Genomic DNA, 16,343 nt, shown 5'->3' with positions numbered 1-16,343 from the left:
CGAAAACGGTCAGGCAGTCGCCGCAGAAATTTCAGGTTCAACCACCGCCACCAACCCCTCCTTCATCCGCTGTGCATCGCGAACAAAACACCGCGATGCCAGAAACAGAAAGACCATGGTCAGGAACAGCGCCACTGGGATCAGGTACATCGCGTCATGCAGGCCGACAGCCTTGAACGCTTCGGTCATCTGCTCAGCCCCTGCCGCCAGCATCGCCGTGTGCGCGAAGTGATCCGACAGACCACCCACGACCACCGGCCCCAACCCGCCGCCGAGCAGATACAGACCGGCGAAGAACAACGCCATCGCCGTGGCCCGCAGGCGCGGTTCGACGACGTCCTGAATCGCCGTGTACACGCAGGTATAGAAGTTGTAAGCGAACAGCCAGCCAACGCTGAACACCGCGACGAACACGCCGATCTCAATGCGCCCGGCATGCAGCGCCCAGGCTGTGCACAACGTCGAAATGATCAGACTGAACGCGGCGAACAACAGCCGCCCACTGGCGAAACGCTGATGGATCTTGTCGGCGATCCAGCCGCCAAGGGTCAGCCCGACCAGTCCGGTGACGCCGACGATCACGCCCGTGGCCACCGCTGCCTCCTGCAACGGCATGAGAAAGTAGCGTTGCAGCATCGGCACCAGAAACGAGTTGCAGGCATAGGTCGCGAAGTTGAAGCACAGCCCGGCCATCACCAGCCACAGGAAGGTCGGCACAGCGAGAACGCGGCGGATAGGCCTGTCGACTTTCTCCTGCGAGACCTGCACGGTTTCAGCCGCGCCGCGTTTCGGCTCTTTGATGAAGAACATGAACACCGCGAGGATCAGCCCCGGCACGGCGGCGATGAAGAACGGCGCGCGCCAGCTGTCGAACGCCTTGACCATCGCGCCGATGGTGAAGAACGCCAGCAGCAGCCCCAGCGGCAGGCCAAGCATGAAAATACCCATCGCCCGCGCCCGACGGTGCGCCGGAAACAGATCGCCGATCAGCGAGTTGGCCGCTGGTGCATAACTGGCTTCGCCGATGCCGATGCCCATGCGCACGATCAAAAAGCTCCAGAAACTGCCGACCATACCGTTGACCGCAGTCAGCGCACTCCAGGTGGCCAGGCCCCAGCCCATCAGCTTGCTGCGTGAACCGGTGTCGGCCATGCGCCCGAGTGGCAGGCCGGCAATGGCGTAAACGATGGTGAACGCGGTGCCGATGATGCCCAGCTGAAAGTCGCTGAGGTGCCATTCCATGCGGATCGGTTCGATGATGATCGCCGGGATGGTGCGGTCGAAGAAATTGAACAGGTTGGCGAGGAACAGCAGGAACAGAATGCGCCAGGCATTCGCCGCTTGGGTCGAGTTCTGCATGGGTCCGTCTCTTTATTGTTATGAGGGCTTCACTGCCAGCGCGTCGAGCCCGGAACCTGCAATCTAGTCAGCCGCGCGGGGGCTGTCTGTCATCATTCGTCAGCCTGATATCGACCCATCGCACTGTAACGAAACGTAAGCCCTTGATAACTCTGGAATCCCCCGCCATACGGGGCTTTCGCGGCAAAATCCGGCGACAAAAAAATAGTTTCGCGCCCCCCTTCCCAACGCCATGGCAAAGTCTAGAATGGCCGCCGGATCCGTCCGGATCTTCCGATCAATCCCTTTGATACCCCCGCTCATGTCCGAAGCCAGTCCGTGTCTGAATTGCGGTGCCTGCTGTTCCCATTTTCGCGTGTCTTTTTTCTGGGGTGAGTGCTCATCCTCTGGCGGGACGGTGCCCGATGAACTGGTCGCGCAGATCACCCCGAGCCGGGTGGCAATGATCGGCACCGATCGCAAACCGGCGCGTTGCATGTCCCTGGCGGGTGAGGTCGGCAGTGCCGTGGCCTGCACGATCTATGACAAGCGCTCGAGTACGTGTCGTGAGTTCGAGGCGTCGTGGGAGAACGGCGAACACAACCCGGACTGCGACAAGGCCCGCGCTGCCCACGGCCTGCCCCCCTTGCCGCCACACTGGAATGATCTGCCACTGGAGCGCACTGCCTGAGCCTTAGCGCAAATCGCTATGAGGCTAATGGCAAAATCATTACCACCAATGTGCCACTACGCCTTGCAGCGTGAAAACCGCCTCTATACTCCATCCATTCGCCTGCGTTGATTGACGCACGGGCCAGATGAATCCGAGACGGGGCATGCTATGGAGTGGCTTGGTTTGCAGTTTGTTGCCGAGCTGCCGGCGAGCGGGCAGATTCTCCTCGATTGCAGCCACAACCCTTTGTTGGTGATGGTGGCCTACCTGGTCGCCTGCGCGGCGAGTTTCGCCACCCTGGACATGGCAGAGCGCCTGGTACATGCCGAAGATCCGGGGTCGCGGCGCATCTGGCGCTGGATCGGCGCGACCTGCCTGGCCGGCGGCATCTGGGCCATGCACTTCATCGGCATGCTGGCCTTCCAGACCCCCATCGATATTCAGTACGACCTCGGCATCACCCTCTTGTCGTTGCTGATCGCCCTGCTCGCCTCGTGGCTGGCCATGCATACCCTCAGTGAGGTGCAGCCGAGCGCATTGCATTGCCTCAAGACCGCATGTGTCATCGGTTTGGGCATCGCTGGCATGCATTACGTCGGCATGGCCGCGATGAAGTCGAGCGCCACCGCCTACTACCAGCCGGGGCTGTTCGCGCTGTCGGTGCTGATTGCCATCGGCGCCAGTTTCGCCGCGCTGTGGGTGGCGCGCTATCTCAGCGAAGGCAGCGGCGTCGCGCATCAATTGCTCAAGTACAGCGCGGCGCTGATTCTCGGCGCTGGCATCATCAGCATGCACTTCACCGGCATGGCTGCGCTGGATCTGGTGCTTCCCGAAGGCGCTCTGGCAGCCAGCGGCGGCGACACCGGCCATCTGCAACTGGGCCTGACCGTAGCGCTGATCATCCTGTTGATTCTCGGCAGTGCGATCAGCGCCGCCCTCGCCGACAAGAAACTGCAGAACAAGGAAAACGACCTGCGCCGGCTCAACGCCCTGCTCAGCCAACTCGATCAGGCGCGCATGTCCTTGCAGCAAGCGGCCAATTACGACGCGCTGACCAACCTGATCAACCGCCGTGGTTTCAACCAGATGTTCGCCGAAAAACTTAGCCAGAAAACCAGCGAGGGCGGCATGCTCGCGGTGATGTTTCTCGACATCGACCACTTCAAGCGCATCAACGACAGCCTCGGCCATGACGCCGGTGACGCGCTGCTCAAAGTCATCGCCCAGCACATCAAGAGCTCGGTACGCAGCCATGAAGACGTGGTCGCGCGGTTCGGCGGCGACGAATTCTGCATCCTCATCAGCCTTCGCGACCGCGAAGAGGCGCGCGGCATGGCCCAGCGCATCATGCACAAGATGAAAGAGCCGATCGAACTGGCCGGCCGGCGCATGGTGATGACCACCAGCATCGGCATCAGCCTGTTCCCCGAAGACGGCACCACTTGCGAAGAGCTGCTCAAACACGCCGACCTGGCCTTGTACCAATCCAAGGGCGCCGGGCGCAACGGTCTGCACTTCTTCAATTCCAGCCTGAAGACCCGCGCCAGTTTCGAGCTGCAACTGGAAGAGGAACTGCGCAGTGCGCTGCGGCAAGACAACGCGCTGATGCTCTACTACCAGCCGATCTTCGAAGTGAAAACCGGACGCGTGACCAAGCTCGAGGCGCTGATTCGCTGGCAGCATCCGGTTCACGGTTTGCTCACCCCGGATCGCTTCATCGGTATCGCCGAGAACAACGGTCTGATCGCCGAACTGGACAACTGGGTGCTGCGCCGCGCCTGCAAGGATCTCGGCGAGCTGTCGCGGCATGGTTGTGCCGAACTGAAAATCGCCTGGAACTGCTCGCCGCTGAATCTGGCGCGCGAACAGCTGGCCGAGGAGATCGAGCACGCCTTGCACACGGCGGGCGTTGCCCCGGAACGCCTGGAACTGGAGGTCACCGAAAACGCCTTGATGGGCAATATCGCCGACACTCTGGTGCTGCTGCGGCAGATCCGCGCCCTCGGTGTGTCGCTGTCGATCGATGACTTCGGCACCGGCTACTCGTCGCTGGCCTACCTCAAGCGCCTGCCGCTGAACACCCTGAAGATCGACCGCTCGTTCATCCTCGACATCCCCACCGCCACGGCGGACATGGAGATCGTCCAAGCGATCATCGTCATGGCTCACACCCTGCATCTGCAGGTGGTCACCGAGGGCGTCGAGAGCCTGGAGCAATACGAGTTTCTCGAGCGTTCGGGCTGCGACTTCATTCAGGGTTATCTGCTCAGCCGCCCGGTGCCGCTGGACGAATTGCGCGCGGTGCTCGATGAAATCAACCAGCGCAACCCCGTGCTCGGGGTCAATCCGTTGAGTCTGGCGCGCGATACATTTGCACCAGCGTCGCTGGATCCTTCGCTAAAAAGCCTTGCGCCCCATGCAGGCGCATCAACTGTGCGGCCAATCCGCTGATTGGCGTCGCCGAGCCCTGCTCGCGGGAAAATTTCACCGCTGTGTCGAGATCCTTGAGCAGCGTGCGCACGTGCCACTTGATCGGTTCGAAACGGCTTTCGGCCATTTGCGGGGCAAGGATCTGCAACGGCTTCGAATCAGCAAAGCCACCGGCCAGCGCCTCGGCGATCAGGCTGGCATCGACCCCGGCCTGTTCGGCCAACGCCACCACTTCGGCAATCACCAGCGCATTGCACGCGACGATCATCTGGTTGCAGGCCTTGGTCACCTGGCCGGCACCGATGCCGCCCATGTGCGTGACGCGCTGACCGAGGCTGAGCAGCACCGGGCGTACGCGCTCAAGATCTGCCGCTGCACCACCAACCATGATCGCCAGACTGCCGGCCTCGGCGCCGACCACGCCGCCGGACACCGGGGAGTCAAGCCAGTCCATGCCGCTTTTCTCGGCCAGCGCTGCGGCCATCTCGCGAGTCGCGGTCGGTTCAAGACTGGAGAAATCCACCAAAAGCTGGCCGTTTTTCGCCCCTTCGGCGATGCCGCCAGTGCCAAACACCACTTCACGCACCACGGCGGTATCGGCCAGACACAGCATGACGATGTCGGCGTGTGCGCACAGTTCGGCGGGGCTCGATACCTGGCGGGCGCCGGCCGCAACCAGCGGTGCACACTTGTCCGGGTTGCGGTTCCACACCGCCAACGGGTAACCCGCCGCCAGCAGACGCCGGCACATCGGCAGGCCCATCAGGCCGATTCCGGCAAACCCCAACGAAGGTAGCGTTGACATCATTTCGCCTCTTTTCGATTAAAGATCACCGAATCATGGCCGATTCATCAACGATCAGGAAAGGATTCCGCCCGGCGATCAGACCAGCCAGCACTACGACGCCCGGGCCGTATTCGCGCACACAAGACGCGAGATCTTATTCCGAGAGGTTCGCCGGCACTGTTCGGCGGGCCAACCCAGTCCAGGTAAATGGCGCACCATGACCTCTAAAAACAACCCCGCCAGTGCAACAGCCGATCTGACCCTGAGCCCCGCCGCGAACAGCGCGTCATTATCCAGACCGACGCCGCCTTCGCGCCCGCTGTCGACCCAGCAATACCTGTACTTCACCGAAACCAACACTGACCGCATCCTCGATAACCTCGACGGCCTGCGCGATTCGGTATTCCCGCGCCCGGCGCATCAGGAAGGCGACAACGAGCAGCACAACGACCAGGAATTCCCCTCGGTGTGCCTGATCGGCCTCGGCCGCTGCGGCTCCAACATCGCCCTCGACGTGGCGGAGCTGGTGTACAACGCGCGCAAGTTCTACCTCAACGAATTCAACAACGAAGACCGCCCGAGCGACCGACGCCTGGCCGACAAGGGCTACAGCCCAGCGCAGTGGATCAAGAACAATCTGCGCATCGGCACCAGCAAATCGACCAAACCGGTGTTTCTGGTCGAACCGCTGGTGATGCTTGGCGACCTCGACAAGGACATCGCCGGGCGCATCCGTTTCTCGCGCAAGGGCGAGAAAAGCGGCTTCCTGCGCGACTACAGCAAAATGAAGATCATGGACTTGTCCGAAGTCCACGCCGGTGGCGCCGGTAACGCGCCGATCCTCGGCCAGTACCTGGCGAAGATCATCCTCAACAAGGACACTCAGCGCTTCTCCAGCCCTGACTGGAAAATGATCCACTCGTACCTGATCGACAGCTGCGGGATCAAAGCCAACCAGTCGCGCCTGTATTTCTCGATCTTCAGTGCCGGCGGCGGTACCGGTTCGGGCATGGCCTCGGAGTTCGGTCTGGCGCAGCAGCACTCGTACATGAACAAGACCTTCGACACCAAGCCGATGGACGAGCATGACGGCAAGAGCGGCCATTCGTTTGTCTTTGAGCCGATCTTCACCAGCGGCATCTGCGTGCTGCCGAACATTTCCGACCACCGCAGCGAAATGTCCGAAGCGCTGCACATCAACGCCGGGCGCCTGCTGTGCAAATACCTGTCGGAGGAATGGGATTTCTCCTACAACTTCGCCAACGAAGACAGCAGCGAAGCCAGCGTGATGGGGCGTATCCGCCCGTGGAACGCGATGATGCTGATCTCCAACGACATCATGCGTTACGCCGAAGAAAGCGATGACGGCAATATCCAGAACATTGATGTCAATGCCATGGAGAAGCATGCCAACCAGTACATCTCGCAGCAGATCTTCAATATTCTGACGGCGCAGGCAGTCACCACCGACTACGACCAGAACTACTTCCGCCGCGCCGGCATCGACATCGGCGAAACCATCCGCCTGGATGCCAACGACCTGTTCATGAGTCTGGCCGGCCCTGTGGCGATTGCCTACGCCGAATCGGTAGTCCCGGAAACTCCGCCGCCGAGCAGCGACAAGTTCAAGGTCTTCGATAAAGAGCCGCAGCGCCTGAACATCGACGACCTGTTCTTCCGTTCGATCGACCTGCCGCACTTCAACAAGGTCACTCAGGCCATCGAAGGCATCAGCCTGCTGCCGATCGAATCCAAGCGTTATCGCGCTTCGCTTGAGCAGTACAAGAATTCCGGCTACGACGCCGCCGCGCTGCACGATTTGCACTTCTTCAAGAATTGCTCGTCGGTGGTCTCGATCGTCTCGCTGCCGAAAGACTACAAACTGTCGTACATGGATCTGAACCGGTTGAAGACCCACCTCAACAGCCTGTTCCCCAACACCACGCTCAAGCGCTATGCGCTGGTGATCGGCGCTTCGGCCAACCTGTCGCTGACCACCCTGATCGCCAAGAGCCCGTGCCTGTCGGACGACTTCCTCACGCTGATCGTGGCGTTCATCAAGCGCTGCTTCGCGAAGAATCCGTACCGTTTCGACGAGACGCTGGATAACTCGATTCTCGACTTCATCATTCAGGAAGACTTCGACGAGGAACGGATCGACGACCTGCTCAACGAATTCGAGAACCCGGCGAAGATCCTCGATACCAACTGGTACGCGATCAAACCGATGTACGAGAAGAAATACCGCGAGCTGATCAACGACAAGGACAAGTTCGTCTCGATCAATGACATTCGCCTGTCACGCGATTGCGTGAAGAAGTCGATCAAGTACCTGCGCGAGATCTACCGCCACCGGATTGGCAAGACCAAGGTGATTTCGCTGAATAACCATACCGGCAAGACTTACTCGGTCTGATCCAGCACCGAGTCGCCCCATTCGCGAGCAGGCTCGCTCCCACAGGAAAGTGCATTCCAGTGTGGGAGCGAGCCTGCTCGCGAAGGCGCCCTCGACTTCACCGACAAACTCCAACACTGCGAACATTCAGAAACAATTAAGCGACCCTCAGGCCGCTCCATAAACTGTTCCCGTTACGTTTACGTCACCGTGAGGCGTGGCATTTCTCCACGGCAAGGTGCCATCACGCTACTCCGCTACACACTTGCGGTGCGGCAATCGAGGCACCAAAAGGGTGCAGGCAATTAAACGGCCGCCCTTTCCTGGATCAGAATCCACGGCGAAACCACCACGGCCCACAGCTGCGGATCACGTTCGAAAATATCCAGCGCCCGCGTTTCAGACAGCTTGGCGACCTTGTCGTCGGCCAGCCAGGCCGCGACTTTCTCGCCTTCATCCGAGGCCACGGCCTCGGCGGCGGCGATCAAATCGAGGTCAGGGTCGACCCACAATAGGGCACCCTTGGCGAAGAACGGCTCCAGCTCTTTCCAGGTAATAGATGCCGTTTCACCAAGCAGCTTGGCATAGAGGGTGCTAGGTTCTTGATTCATGGGAGCTGTCCGGAAAAGAAATCGACGCGAATGATAACGTCGGTGGTCCGGCAGAAAAACCCGGTTGCAAATCGCTGCACCGAACGAAAAGAGCAGGAACGCCAGGGAATGCTGCCTTTTGGGATATATGCCCCCGATTGCTCCGCCGCAATTCTGTCTCTTTCATTCAAAAATGCGACACCCCCAAGTTTTGCCCCGTGGCGCCCGCTTCCCAGTTGATCAAGCGGCGCTCTACACTGTACCGGTACAGTTGCCGGGGCATTTTCCGGAGGGTATCGCAAAGATATCTGACCCGGTTCTGCTGCTACGGCGCCAGAACTCTAAAAAATACAACAGTAAGAGTGGAGCACTATGACTAAGGCTACTAAGCAGATTTCCAAACTGTTTGCCGCTATGGTTCTGGCCGGGGTTGCCAGCCATTCGTTCGCAGCTGACACCATCAAAATCGGTATCGCCGGTCCTAAAACCGGTCCAGTAGCCCAGTACGGCGACATGCAGTTCAGTGGCGCGAAAATGGCCATCGAGCAGATCAACGCCAAGGGCGGCGTCGACGGCAAGAAACTCGAAGCCGTTGAATACGACGATGCCTGCGATCCGAAACAAGCGGTAGCGGTAGCGAACAAGGTCGTCAACGACGGCGTCAAGTTCGTGGTCGGTCACCTGTGCTCCAGCTCCACACAGCCAGCTTCGGACATCTACGAAGACGAAGGCGTGATCATGATCACCCCGGCTGCCACCAGCCCGGACATCACCGCCCGTGGCTACAAAATGATCTTCCGCACCATCGGTCTCGACAGCGCCCAAGGCCCTGCCGCCGGCAACTACATTGCCGATCACGTGAAACCGAAAGTGGTTGGCGTGCTGCACGACAAACAGCAGTACGGTGAAGGCATTGCCACCGCCGTCAAATCGACCCTTGAGAAGAAAGGCACCAAGGTTGCCGTCTTCGAAGGCGTCAACGCTGGCGACAAGGACTTCTCCGCCATCATCGCCAAGCTCAAGCAAGCCGGCGTCGACTTCGTCTACTACGGCGGCTACCACCCGGAGCTGGGCCTGATTCTGCGTCAGGCTCAGGAAAAAGGCCTGAAAGCCCGCTTCATGGGTCCGGAAGGCGTGGGTAACGACTCGATCACCCAGATCGCCAAGGACGCGTCCGAAGGCCTGCTGGTGACCCTGCCGAAATCCTTCGACCAGGATCCGGCCAACGTTGCCCTGGCTGACGCGTTCAAAGCCAAGAAGGAAGATCCGAGCGGTCCGTTCGTGTTCCCGTCCTACTCGGCAGTGACCGTGATTGCCGAAGGCATCAAGGCGGCCAAGTCCGAAGACGCGACCAAAGTGGCTGAAGCCATCCACGCCGGTTCGTTCAAGACCCCGACCGGCGACCTGAGCTTCGACGACAAGGGCGACCTGAAGGACTTCAAATTTGTCGTGTACGAGTGGCACAACGGCAAACCTAAAACCGAAGTTTCGCCTCAGTAAGGCCTTGCCCGACTGACTGCCAATAAAGCCCACGGCGTGCCGTGGGCTTTGTTTTGCGAATGTATGGGCCGCGCTGGCGTGATCCGCCAGTCTGCCCACCTGAAAATCTCAAAACCGTCATCAGCGGTTCGCTGGCAAAACCCGGATTCGAAGTGGATAGAGATCCACGGGGCCGGGCGGGAAAATGACTCCACCAGTGAAATGCGTACAGGTTTTTAGGAGCGCTGTAATGCCTGACCTCTATCACTTCTTCCAACAGCTGGTTAACGGCCTCAACGTTGGCAGCATGTATGCCCTGATCGCCATCGGCTACACGATGGTCTACGGCATCATTGGAATGATCAACTTCGCCCACGGCGAGGTGTACATGATCGGTTCCTACGTGGCCTTCATCGCCATCGCCGGGCTGACCATGATGGGACTCGACAGTGTCCCGCTGTTGATGACCGCGGCGTTCATCGCCAGCATCGTCGTCACCAGTTCCTACGGTTACAGCATCGAACGGATCGCCTACCGCCCCCTGCGCGGCAGTAACCGTCTGATCCCGCTGATTTCTGCCATCGGTATGTCGATCTTCCTGCAGAACACCGTTCTGCTGGCGCAAGACTCCAAGGACAAAGCTATCCCCAACCTGATCCCGGGCAACTTCGCCTTCGGTCCGGGTGGCGCACAAGAAGTGCTGATTTCCTACATGCAGATCGTGGTGTTCGTGGTGACCCTGATCGCCATGCTCGGCCTGACCCTGTTCATCTCCCGTTCCCGTCTGGGCCGCGCCTGCCGCGCCTGTGCCGAGGACATCAAGATGGCCAACCTGCTCGGCATCAACACCAACAACATCATCGCCCTGACCTTCGTCATCGGTGCTGCGCTGGCGGCGGTCGCTGCCGTGCTGTTGAGCATGCAATACGGCGTGATCAACCCTAACGCCGGTTTCCTCGTCGGCCTCAAGGCCTTCACCGCTGCGGTACTGGGCGGCATCGGCAGCATCCCCGGGGCAATGCTCGGCGGCTTGGTGCTCGGTGTAGCGGAAGCGTTCGGTGCCGATATCTTCGGCGACCAGTACAAGGACGTCGTTGCGTTCGGCCTGCTGGTTCTGGTGCTGTTGTTCCGTCCGACCGGCATTCTGGGCCGTCCGGAGGTTGAGAAAGTATGACTAGGAATCTTAAACAGGCACTATTCAGTGCCTTGCTGGTGTGGGCGGTGGCCTACCCGGTACTGGGTCTGAAACTGACCATCGTCGGCATCAATCTGGAAGTGCACAACACCAGCCCTGCGGTACTCGCGACCATCGCGATCTGCTCGGTGCTGATGTTCTTGCGCGTGCTGTTCAACCAGCAGATCAGCAAGGCCTGGCGCTCCTCGCCGGGCATGCCGCTGATCCCGGCCAAGGCCAGCAACTTTCTGACCCTGCCAACCACCCAGCGCTATTTCATCATTGCGCTGATTCTGATCGCCCTGGTCTGGCCGTTCTTCGGCTCCCGTGGCGCGGTGGATATCGCAACGCTGATCCTGATCTACGTGATGCTCGGCCTGGGCCTGAACATCGTCGTCGGTCTGGCCGGTCTGCTCGACCTGGGTTACGTCGGTTTCTACGCCGTCGGCGCCTACAGCTACGCGCTGCTGTCGCATTACTACGGCTTGAGCTTCTGGATCTGCCTGCCGATTGCCGGCCTGATGGCGGCGACGTTCGGCTTCCTGCTGGGCTTCCCGGTGTTGCGTCTGCGTGGCGACTATCTGGCGATCGTGACCTTGGGTTTCGGCGAAATCATCCGTCTGTTCCTGCGTAACCTGACCGACATCACCGGTGGCCCGAACGGCATCAGCAACATCGAAAAACCGACGTTCTTCGGCCTGACCTTCGAGCGCAAAGCCGCCGAAGGCCTGCAGACGTTCCACGAGTATTTCGGCCTGCAATACAACTCGATCAACAAGGTGATCTTCCTTTACCTGGTTGCGCTGTTGCTCGCACTGGCCGCGCTGTTCGTGATCAACCGTCTGCTGCGCATGCCGATCGGCCGTGCGTGGGAAGCACTGCGTGAAGACGAAATCGCCTGCCGCGCGTTGGGCCTGAACCCGACCGTGATCAAGCTCTCCGCCTTCACCCTGGGCGCTGCGTTCGCCGGTTTCGCCGGCAGCTTCTTCGCTGCACGTCAGGGGCTGGTAACGCCGGAGTCGTTCACCTTCATCGAGTCGGCGATCATCCTCGCCATCGTCGTGTTGGGCGGCATGGGCTCGCAACTGGGCGTGATTCTGGCGGCGATCGTGATGATCCTGTTGCCGGAAATGATGCGTGAGTTCAGCGAGTACCGCATGTTGATGTTCGGTGCGCTGATGGTGCTGATGATGATCTGGCGTCCACAAGGTCTGCTGCCGATGCAACGCCCACACATGGAGTTGCGCAAATGAGCCGCGAGATCCTTAAAGTCGAAAATCTGAGCATGCGCTTCGGCGGCTTGCTAGCGGTCAACGGCGTGGCGCTGACCGTCAAGGAAAAACAGGTGGTTGCCCTGATCGGCCCGAACGGCGCCGGCAAGACCACCGTGTTCAACTGCCTGACCGGTTTCTATCAGCCTACCGGCGGCAGCATCCTGCTCGACGGCGAGCCGATCCAGGGCCTGCCGGGCCACAAGATCGCCCTCAAAGGCGTGGTGCGTACCTTCCAGAACGTGCGTTTGTTCAAGGACATGACCGCGGTCGAGAACCTGTTGATCGCCCAGCACCGTCACTTGAACACCAACTTCCTGTCCGGCCTGTTCAAGACCCCGGCGTTCCGCAAAAGCGAGCGCGAGGCGATGGAATTTGCCGAGTACTGGCTGGAAAAGGTCAACCTCAAAGAGTTCGCCAACCGCACCGCCGGCACCCTCGCCTACGGCCAGCAACGGCGTCTGGAAATCGCCCGCTGCATGATGACCCGCCCGCGAATCCTCATGCTCGACGAACCGGCCGCCGGCCTGAACCCCAAGGAAACCGAAGACCTGAAGGCGCTGATCGGTGTGTTGCGCGAAGAGCACAACGTTACCGTGCTGCTGATTGAACACGACATGAAACTGGTCATGAGCATTTCCGACCACATCGTCGTGATCAACCAGGGCACGCCGCTGGCCGACGGCACGCCGGAACAGATCCGCGACAATCCTGAAGTGATCAAAGCCTACCTGGGGGAAGCGTAAATGCTGCAGTTCGAAAACGTTTCCACCTTCTACGGCAAGATTCAGGCCCTGCACAGCGTCAACGTCGAAGTCCGTCAGGGCGAGATCGTGACACTGATCGGCGCCAACGGTGCCGGCAAATCCACGCTGCTGATGACACTCTGCGGTTCGCCGCAGGCGCACAGCGGCAGCATCCGCTACATGGGTGAGGAACTGGTCGGCCAGGACTCGTCGCAGATCATGCGCAAGAGCATCGCCGTGGTCCCGGAAGGTCGTCGAGTGTTTGCCCGTCTGACCGTGGAAGAAAACCTGTCGATGGGCGGATTTTTCACCGACAAGGGCGACTATCAGGAACAGATGGACAAGGTCCTCGGACTTTTCCCACGCCTGAAAGAGCGTTTCAACCAGCGCGGCGGCACCATGTCCGGCGGTGAACAGCAGATGCTCGCCATCGGCCGTGCACTGATGAGCAAGCCCAAGCTGCTGCTGCTCGACGAGCCGTCGCTGGGTCTGGCGCCGATCATCATCCAGCAGATCTTCGACATCATCGAACAGCTGCGCAAGGACGGTGTGACGGTGTTCCTGGTCGAGCAGAACGCCAACCAGGCACTGAAAATCGCTGACCGCGCCTACGTTCTGGAGAACGGCCGCGTGGTCATGCAAGGCACCGGTGAAGCGCTGCTGACCGACCCGAAAGTACGCGAGGCGTACCTCGGCGGTTGAGTGTTATCGCTGCACAAAAAAAACGGCCTTCGGGCCGTTTTTTATGCCCAAACGAAAAACACCGATCCTCTGTGGGAGCGAGCCTGCTCGCGAAAGCGATGTATCACGCACCAATAATGTTGAATGTCACACCGCCTTCGCGAGCAGGCTCGCTCCCACAGGGATACTGCTGAATCCGAAATTTTTAATAAATTTCTCGCCCCACCTGTAACGCATCCCCCCACCCGTTCTCTAGAGGGACAAGCAAGCGCAACAGCACTTGCAGAAACCCTGATAAACCTGGAGAAACATCATGACTGCGACTACCCGTACCCTGTCCGCTACCGCCCTGGTTCTGGCCCTCGGTTCCGCTCTGAGCATCGCCACTGTCTCCACCGCCCAGGCCGCCGATGCCAACATGGAAAAATGCTTCGGCGTGGCCATGAAGGGCAAGAACGATTGCGCCGCAGGTGCCGGGACTACCTGCGCCGGCACGGCGAAAATGGACTATCAGGCCAACGCCTGGAAGCTCGTTCCGAAAGGCACCTGCGCCACCACCGAAAGCAAAACCTCGCCGACCGGTTTCGGTCAGCTCGAAGCCTTCAAAGCCAAGTCCTGATCCACGTCCTGCCTGAGTGACGCCCATGTTCAGTCATCACGAACCGTCCCTGCCGCGCACTCAGGCAGCTCGCACCGAGCTCCCTGCCCGCGCCGGGCTGGGGCTCAAGACCGGGCACTTCCTCGAAGTGCTCGGCTCCGTACCTGACCTCGGCTTCTTCGAAGTCCACGCCGAAAACTACATGGTGGCCGGCGGCCCGTTTCATCATTTTCTCGGTCTGATTCGCGAACAGTACCCGCTGTCATTGCACGGCGTGGGGCTGTCGATCGGTGGCGAAGGCGCGCTGGACAGCCAGCACCTCAAACGCCTCGCCGAGCTGATCGAGCGCTATCAACCGCAAGCCTTTTCCGAACACCTGGCATGGTCGAGCCACGGCCCGGTGTTCCTCAATGACCTGCTGCCACTGGCTTACGACACGCCGACGCTGAACCGCGTCTGTGCGCACATCGACCAGGTGCAGAACACTCTGAAGCGACCGATGCTGCTGGAGAACCCGGCGACGTATCTGGCGTTTGAGCATTCGACAATCGACGAGGCCGAGTTCATCGCCGAAGTAATCCGCCGCAGCGGCTGCGGCTTGTTGCTTGACGTCAACAATGTCTACGTGTCGTGCATCAATCATCAGCGCGATCCTTTGGCCTACCTTGATGCGTTACCGCTGCACGCAGTCGGCGAGATTCATCTGGCCGGCTTCGCTGAAGATTGCGACAACCTCGGCGACCGCTTGCTGATCGACGATCACGGCGCGCCGATTGATCCGGCCGTCTGGGATCTGTACCGGCAAGTGCTGCAACGTATCGGCCCGGTGGCGACACTCATCGAACGCGATAATCACGTCCCGACTTTCAACGCATTGCTCGCCGAAGCGCAGCAAGCCGAGACGCTGTTGCGCCGCGCGGAGCGTGCGGCATGAGCACGCAAGCGGACTTCGCCGCCGCCCTGCTCAATGCGCAACTGCCGCATCCCAAGGGCCTGTGCAGCCGCAATGGCGCTGATCCGTCGCGGCGTTTCGCGGTCTATCGCAACAACGTGCAAAGCTCGCTGATCAATGCCTTGGCCGACAGTTATCCGGTGGTGCTGCAATTGGTCGGCGAGGAATTCTTCCGCGCCATGGCGGCGATTTTCGTCCAGAGTCAGCCGCCACAAAGTCCGTTGATGAGCCGCTATGGCGAGAATCTCGCCGACTTCATCGCAGAGTTTGAACCCATCGCCGGCGTGCCTTATGTCGCTGATGTCGCGCGACTCGAGCATTTGCGCACTGTTGCCTACCACGCCGCCGATGCGCAGCCGATCCGGCCTGAACAAGTCAGTGCCGCGCTGGCCGATCCGCAGTTGCTGAGTGAACTGTGTTTCGAACTGCATCCCTCGCTGCACCTGCTCGACTCTGCTTTTGCGGTGGTGGCGATCTGGGCCGCGCATCAGCAGGAGCCAAGTCTCGCGGGCATTGGCCTCCATCAAGGCCAGCATGCCCTGGTGCTGCGCAACGGTCTCGACGTTGAGGTGTTCGCTCTTGAGGCGGGTGCGAGCGTGTTCATTGGTCATCTGCTCCAGGGCTCGCCACTGCTCGCGGCGGCAGAAAACAGCCCGCCGTTCGATCTCGCCCAAACCCTCGCTTTACTGATTGCGCATAACGCGATCACCCAGCTGAATTACAAGGAGTTGCCATGAACGCTTTTATCCCGCGCGTCATCGCGCTGTTGGAAAAAATCCCGCACAGCCTGATTGCCTTCATCGCGCGTTTTTCCATCGCTGCGGTGTTCTGGAAATCCGGGCAAACCAAGGTCGAAGGCCTGGCCGTCGATTTGATTGACGGCACCTTTGAACTGGGCTGGCCGCGTTTGGCCGACTCGACGATTCCGCTGTTTCAGAGCGAGTACCACCTGCCGCTGCTGTCGCCGGAAATTGCCGCGCATCTGGCGGCGTTTGCCGAACATGTGTTTCCGCTGCTGATCCTGCTCGGCTTCGCCACACGGTTTTCGGCGCTGGCATTGCTCGGCATGACGTTGACTATCCAACTGTTCGTCTACCCGGATGCCTACCCGACCCACGGCACCTGGGCGGCGGTGTTGCTGTACCTGATGGCGACCGGGCCGGGCAGGTTGTCGATCGATCACCTGATTGCCCGCCGTTTGGCAAAATAAGATCCCCCCTGTGGGAGCG

At 60.2% G+C, this 16,343-nt stretch carries 15 protein-coding genes; 12 read left to right on the top strand and 3 right to left on the bottom strand.

The features are described from left to right. Nucleotides 1-9: 9 nt before the first annotated feature. Nucleotides 10-1,359 carry an MFS transporter gene (locus tag PSH90_RS06050; protein ID WP_041478024.1) on the bottom strand — a complete coding sequence of 450 codons (1,350 nt, stop codon included), beginning with the start codon at nucleotides 1,357-1,359 and terminating at the stop codon, nucleotides 10-12. Between the two features lie 301 nt (nucleotides 1,360-1,660). Between PSH90_RS06050 and PSH90_RS06045 the strand changes: the two genes are divergently transcribed. After that, nucleotides 1,661-2,029 (top strand): YkgJ family cysteine cluster protein, encoded by a 369-nt coding sequence (locus PSH90_RS06045; protein ID WP_256810546.1) that lies wholly within the window; start codon nucleotides 1,661-1,663, stop codon nucleotides 2,027-2,029. A 150-nt stretch (nucleotides 2,030-2,179) separates the two neighbouring features. Next, nucleotides 2,180-4,462, top strand: a complete 2,283-nt coding sequence (locus tag PSH90_RS06040; protein WP_305382356.1) for a bifunctional diguanylate cyclase/phosphodiesterase — start codon at nucleotides 2,180-2,182, stop codon at nucleotides 4,460-4,462. On the opposite strand, the gene PSH90_RS06035 is transcribed toward PSH90_RS06040, so the two are convergent. Continuing rightward, nucleotides 4,353-5,249 (bottom strand): NAD(P)-dependent oxidoreductase, encoded by an 897-nt coding sequence (locus PSH90_RS06035; RefSeq protein WP_305382354.1) that lies wholly within the window; start codon nucleotides 5,247-5,249, stop codon nucleotides 4,353-4,355. The genes PSH90_RS06040 and PSH90_RS06035 overlap by 110 nt on opposite strands. A gap of 196 nt (nucleotides 5,250-5,445) precedes the next feature. On the opposite strand from PSH90_RS06035, the gene PSH90_RS06030 reads away from it, so the two are divergent. Beyond that, the gene (locus tag PSH90_RS06030) at nucleotides 5,446-7,644 is read left to right on the top strand and encodes a hypothetical protein (RefSeq protein ID WP_095180557.1); all 2,199 of its coding nucleotides are present in this window, start codon (nucleotides 5,446-5,448) and stop codon (nucleotides 7,642-7,644) included. Nucleotides 7,645-7,928: 284 nt separating this feature from the next. Here the strand turns inward: PSH90_RS06030 and PSH90_RS06025 are convergent, their stop codons facing one another. Beyond that, entirely contained in the window at nucleotides 7,929-8,234 is a 306-nt protein-coding gene (locus PSH90_RS06025; RefSeq protein ID WP_016771353.1) for a DUF2288 domain-containing protein, read from the bottom strand. 351 nt (nucleotides 8,235-8,585) lie between these two features. Between PSH90_RS06025 and PSH90_RS06020 the strand changes: the two genes are divergently transcribed. The 9 genes from PSH90_RS06020 (at nucleotide 8,586) to PSH90_RS05980 (ending at nucleotide 16,324) form a co-directional block, all read left to right on the top strand. Beyond that, complete coding sequence (locus tag PSH90_RS06020; protein ID WP_016771354.1) at nucleotides 8,586-9,713, top strand: branched-chain amino acid ABC transporter substrate-binding protein; 1,128 nt, start codon at nucleotides 8,586-8,588, stop codon at nucleotides 9,711-9,713. A gap of 229 nt (nucleotides 9,714-9,942) precedes the next feature. Then, nucleotides 9,943-10,866, top strand: a complete 924-nt coding sequence (livH, locus tag PSH90_RS06015; RefSeq protein WP_016771355.1) for a high-affinity branched-chain amino acid ABC transporter permease LivH — start codon at nucleotides 9,943-9,945, stop codon at nucleotides 10,864-10,866. Continuing rightward, complete coding sequence (locus PSH90_RS06010; RefSeq protein ID WP_016771356.1) at nucleotides 10,863-12,119, top strand: high-affinity branched-chain amino acid ABC transporter permease LivM; 1,257 nt, start codon at nucleotides 10,863-10,865, stop codon at nucleotides 12,117-12,119. Before livH ends, PSH90_RS06010 begins: the two co-directional genes overlap by 4 nt. Then, the gene (gene livG, locus PSH90_RS06005; RefSeq protein ID WP_016771357.1) at nucleotides 12,116-12,883 is read left to right on the top strand and encodes a high-affinity branched-chain amino acid ABC transporter ATP-binding protein LivG; all 768 of its coding nucleotides are present in this window, start codon (nucleotides 12,116-12,118) and stop codon (nucleotides 12,881-12,883) included. The genes PSH90_RS06010 and livG overlap by 4 nt, the downstream gene beginning before the upstream one ends. Then, nucleotides 12,884-13,585, top strand: coding sequence for an ABC transporter ATP-binding protein (locus tag PSH90_RS06000; RefSeq protein WP_003222380.1), 702 nt, complete (start codon nucleotides 12,884-12,886; stop codon nucleotides 13,583-13,585). It abuts the gene before it with no gap. Nucleotides 13,586-13,877: 292 nt separating this feature from the next. Then, the gene (locus PSH90_RS05995) at nucleotides 13,878-14,183 is read left to right on the top strand and encodes a DUF2282 domain-containing protein (RefSeq protein ID WP_016771358.1); all 306 of its coding nucleotides are present in this window, start codon (nucleotides 13,878-13,880) and stop codon (nucleotides 14,181-14,183) included. A gap of 25 nt (nucleotides 14,184-14,208) precedes the next feature. After that, nucleotides 14,209-15,096 (top strand): DUF692 domain-containing protein, encoded by an 888-nt coding sequence (locus PSH90_RS05990; protein ID WP_305382353.1) that lies wholly within the window; start codon nucleotides 14,209-14,211, stop codon nucleotides 15,094-15,096. Beyond that, nucleotides 15,093-15,851 carry a DUF2063 domain-containing protein gene (locus PSH90_RS05985; protein WP_305382352.1) on the top strand — a complete coding sequence of 253 codons (759 nt, stop codon included), beginning with the start codon at nucleotides 15,093-15,095 and terminating at the stop codon, nucleotides 15,849-15,851. The genes PSH90_RS05990 and PSH90_RS05985 overlap by 4 nt, the downstream gene beginning before the upstream one ends. Beyond that, nucleotides 15,848-16,324: a DoxX family protein gene (locus tag PSH90_RS05980; protein ID WP_305382351.1), complete on the top strand. Its 477-nt coding sequence runs from the start codon at nucleotides 15,848-15,850 to the stop codon at nucleotides 16,322-16,324. The genes PSH90_RS05985 and PSH90_RS05980 overlap by 4 nt, the downstream gene beginning before the upstream one ends. Nucleotides 16,325-16,343: the final 19 nt, after the last annotated feature.

Origin of the sequence: Pseudomonas sp. FP1762 (assembly GCF_030687105.1) — a bacterium.
GTDB classification, from domain to species: Bacteria; Pseudomonadota; Gammaproteobacteria; order Pseudomonadales; family Pseudomonadaceae; genus Aquipseudomonas; species Aquipseudomonas siliginis.
The sequence above is the reverse complement of the archived record's forward strand: the minus strand, read 5'-3'. Positions and strand labels throughout refer to the sequence as shown.

What these genes read in the sequence shown, in the direction of transcription:
- PSH90_RS06050 (WP_041478024.1), bottom strand. Translation starts at nt 1,359, where the DNA reads ATGCAGAACTCGACCCAAGCGGCGAATGCCTGGCGCATTCTGTTCCTG.
- PSH90_RS06045 (WP_256810546.1), top strand. Translation starts at nt 1,661, where the DNA reads ATGTCCGAAGCCAGTCCGTGTCTGAATTGCGGTGCCTGCTGTTCCCAT.
- PSH90_RS06040 (WP_305382356.1), top strand. Translation starts at nt 2,180, where the DNA reads ATGGAGTGGCTTGGTTTGCAGTTTGTTGCCGAGCTGCCGGCGAGCGGG.
- PSH90_RS06035 (WP_305382354.1), bottom strand. Translation starts at nt 5,249, where the DNA reads ATGATGTCAACGCTACCTTCGTTGGGGTTTGCCGGAATCGGCCTGATG.
- PSH90_RS06030 (WP_095180557.1), top strand. Translation starts at nt 5,446, where the DNA reads ATGACCTCTAAAAACAACCCCGCCAGTGCAACAGCCGATCTGACCCTG.
- PSH90_RS06025 (WP_016771353.1), bottom strand. Translation starts at nt 8,234, where the DNA reads ATGAATCAAGAACCTAGCACCCTCTATGCCAAGCTGCTTGGTGAAACG.
- PSH90_RS06020 (WP_016771354.1), top strand. Translation starts at nt 8,586, where the DNA reads ATGACTAAGGCTACTAAGCAGATTTCCAAACTGTTTGCCGCTATGGTT.
- livH (WP_016771355.1), top strand. Translation starts at nt 9,943, where the DNA reads ATGCCTGACCTCTATCACTTCTTCCAACAGCTGGTTAACGGCCTCAAC.
- PSH90_RS06010 (WP_016771356.1), top strand. Translation starts at nt 10,863, where the DNA reads ATGACTAGGAATCTTAAACAGGCACTATTCAGTGCCTTGCTGGTGTGG.
- livG (WP_016771357.1), top strand. Translation starts at nt 12,116, where the DNA reads ATGAGCCGCGAGATCCTTAAAGTCGAAAATCTGAGCATGCGCTTCGGC.
- PSH90_RS06000 (WP_003222380.1), top strand. Translation starts at nt 12,884, where the DNA reads ATGCTGCAGTTCGAAAACGTTTCCACCTTCTACGGCAAGATTCAGGCC.
- PSH90_RS05995 (WP_016771358.1), top strand. Translation starts at nt 13,878, where the DNA reads ATGACTGCGACTACCCGTACCCTGTCCGCTACCGCCCTGGTTCTGGCC.
- PSH90_RS05990 (WP_305382353.1), top strand. Translation starts at nt 14,209, where the DNA reads ATGTTCAGTCATCACGAACCGTCCCTGCCGCGCACTCAGGCAGCTCGC.
- PSH90_RS05985 (WP_305382352.1), top strand. Translation starts at nt 15,093, where the DNA reads ATGAGCACGCAAGCGGACTTCGCCGCCGCCCTGCTCAATGCGCAACTG.
- PSH90_RS05980 (WP_305382351.1), top strand. Translation starts at nt 15,848, where the DNA reads ATGAACGCTTTTATCCCGCGCGTCATCGCGCTGTTGGAAAAAATCCCG.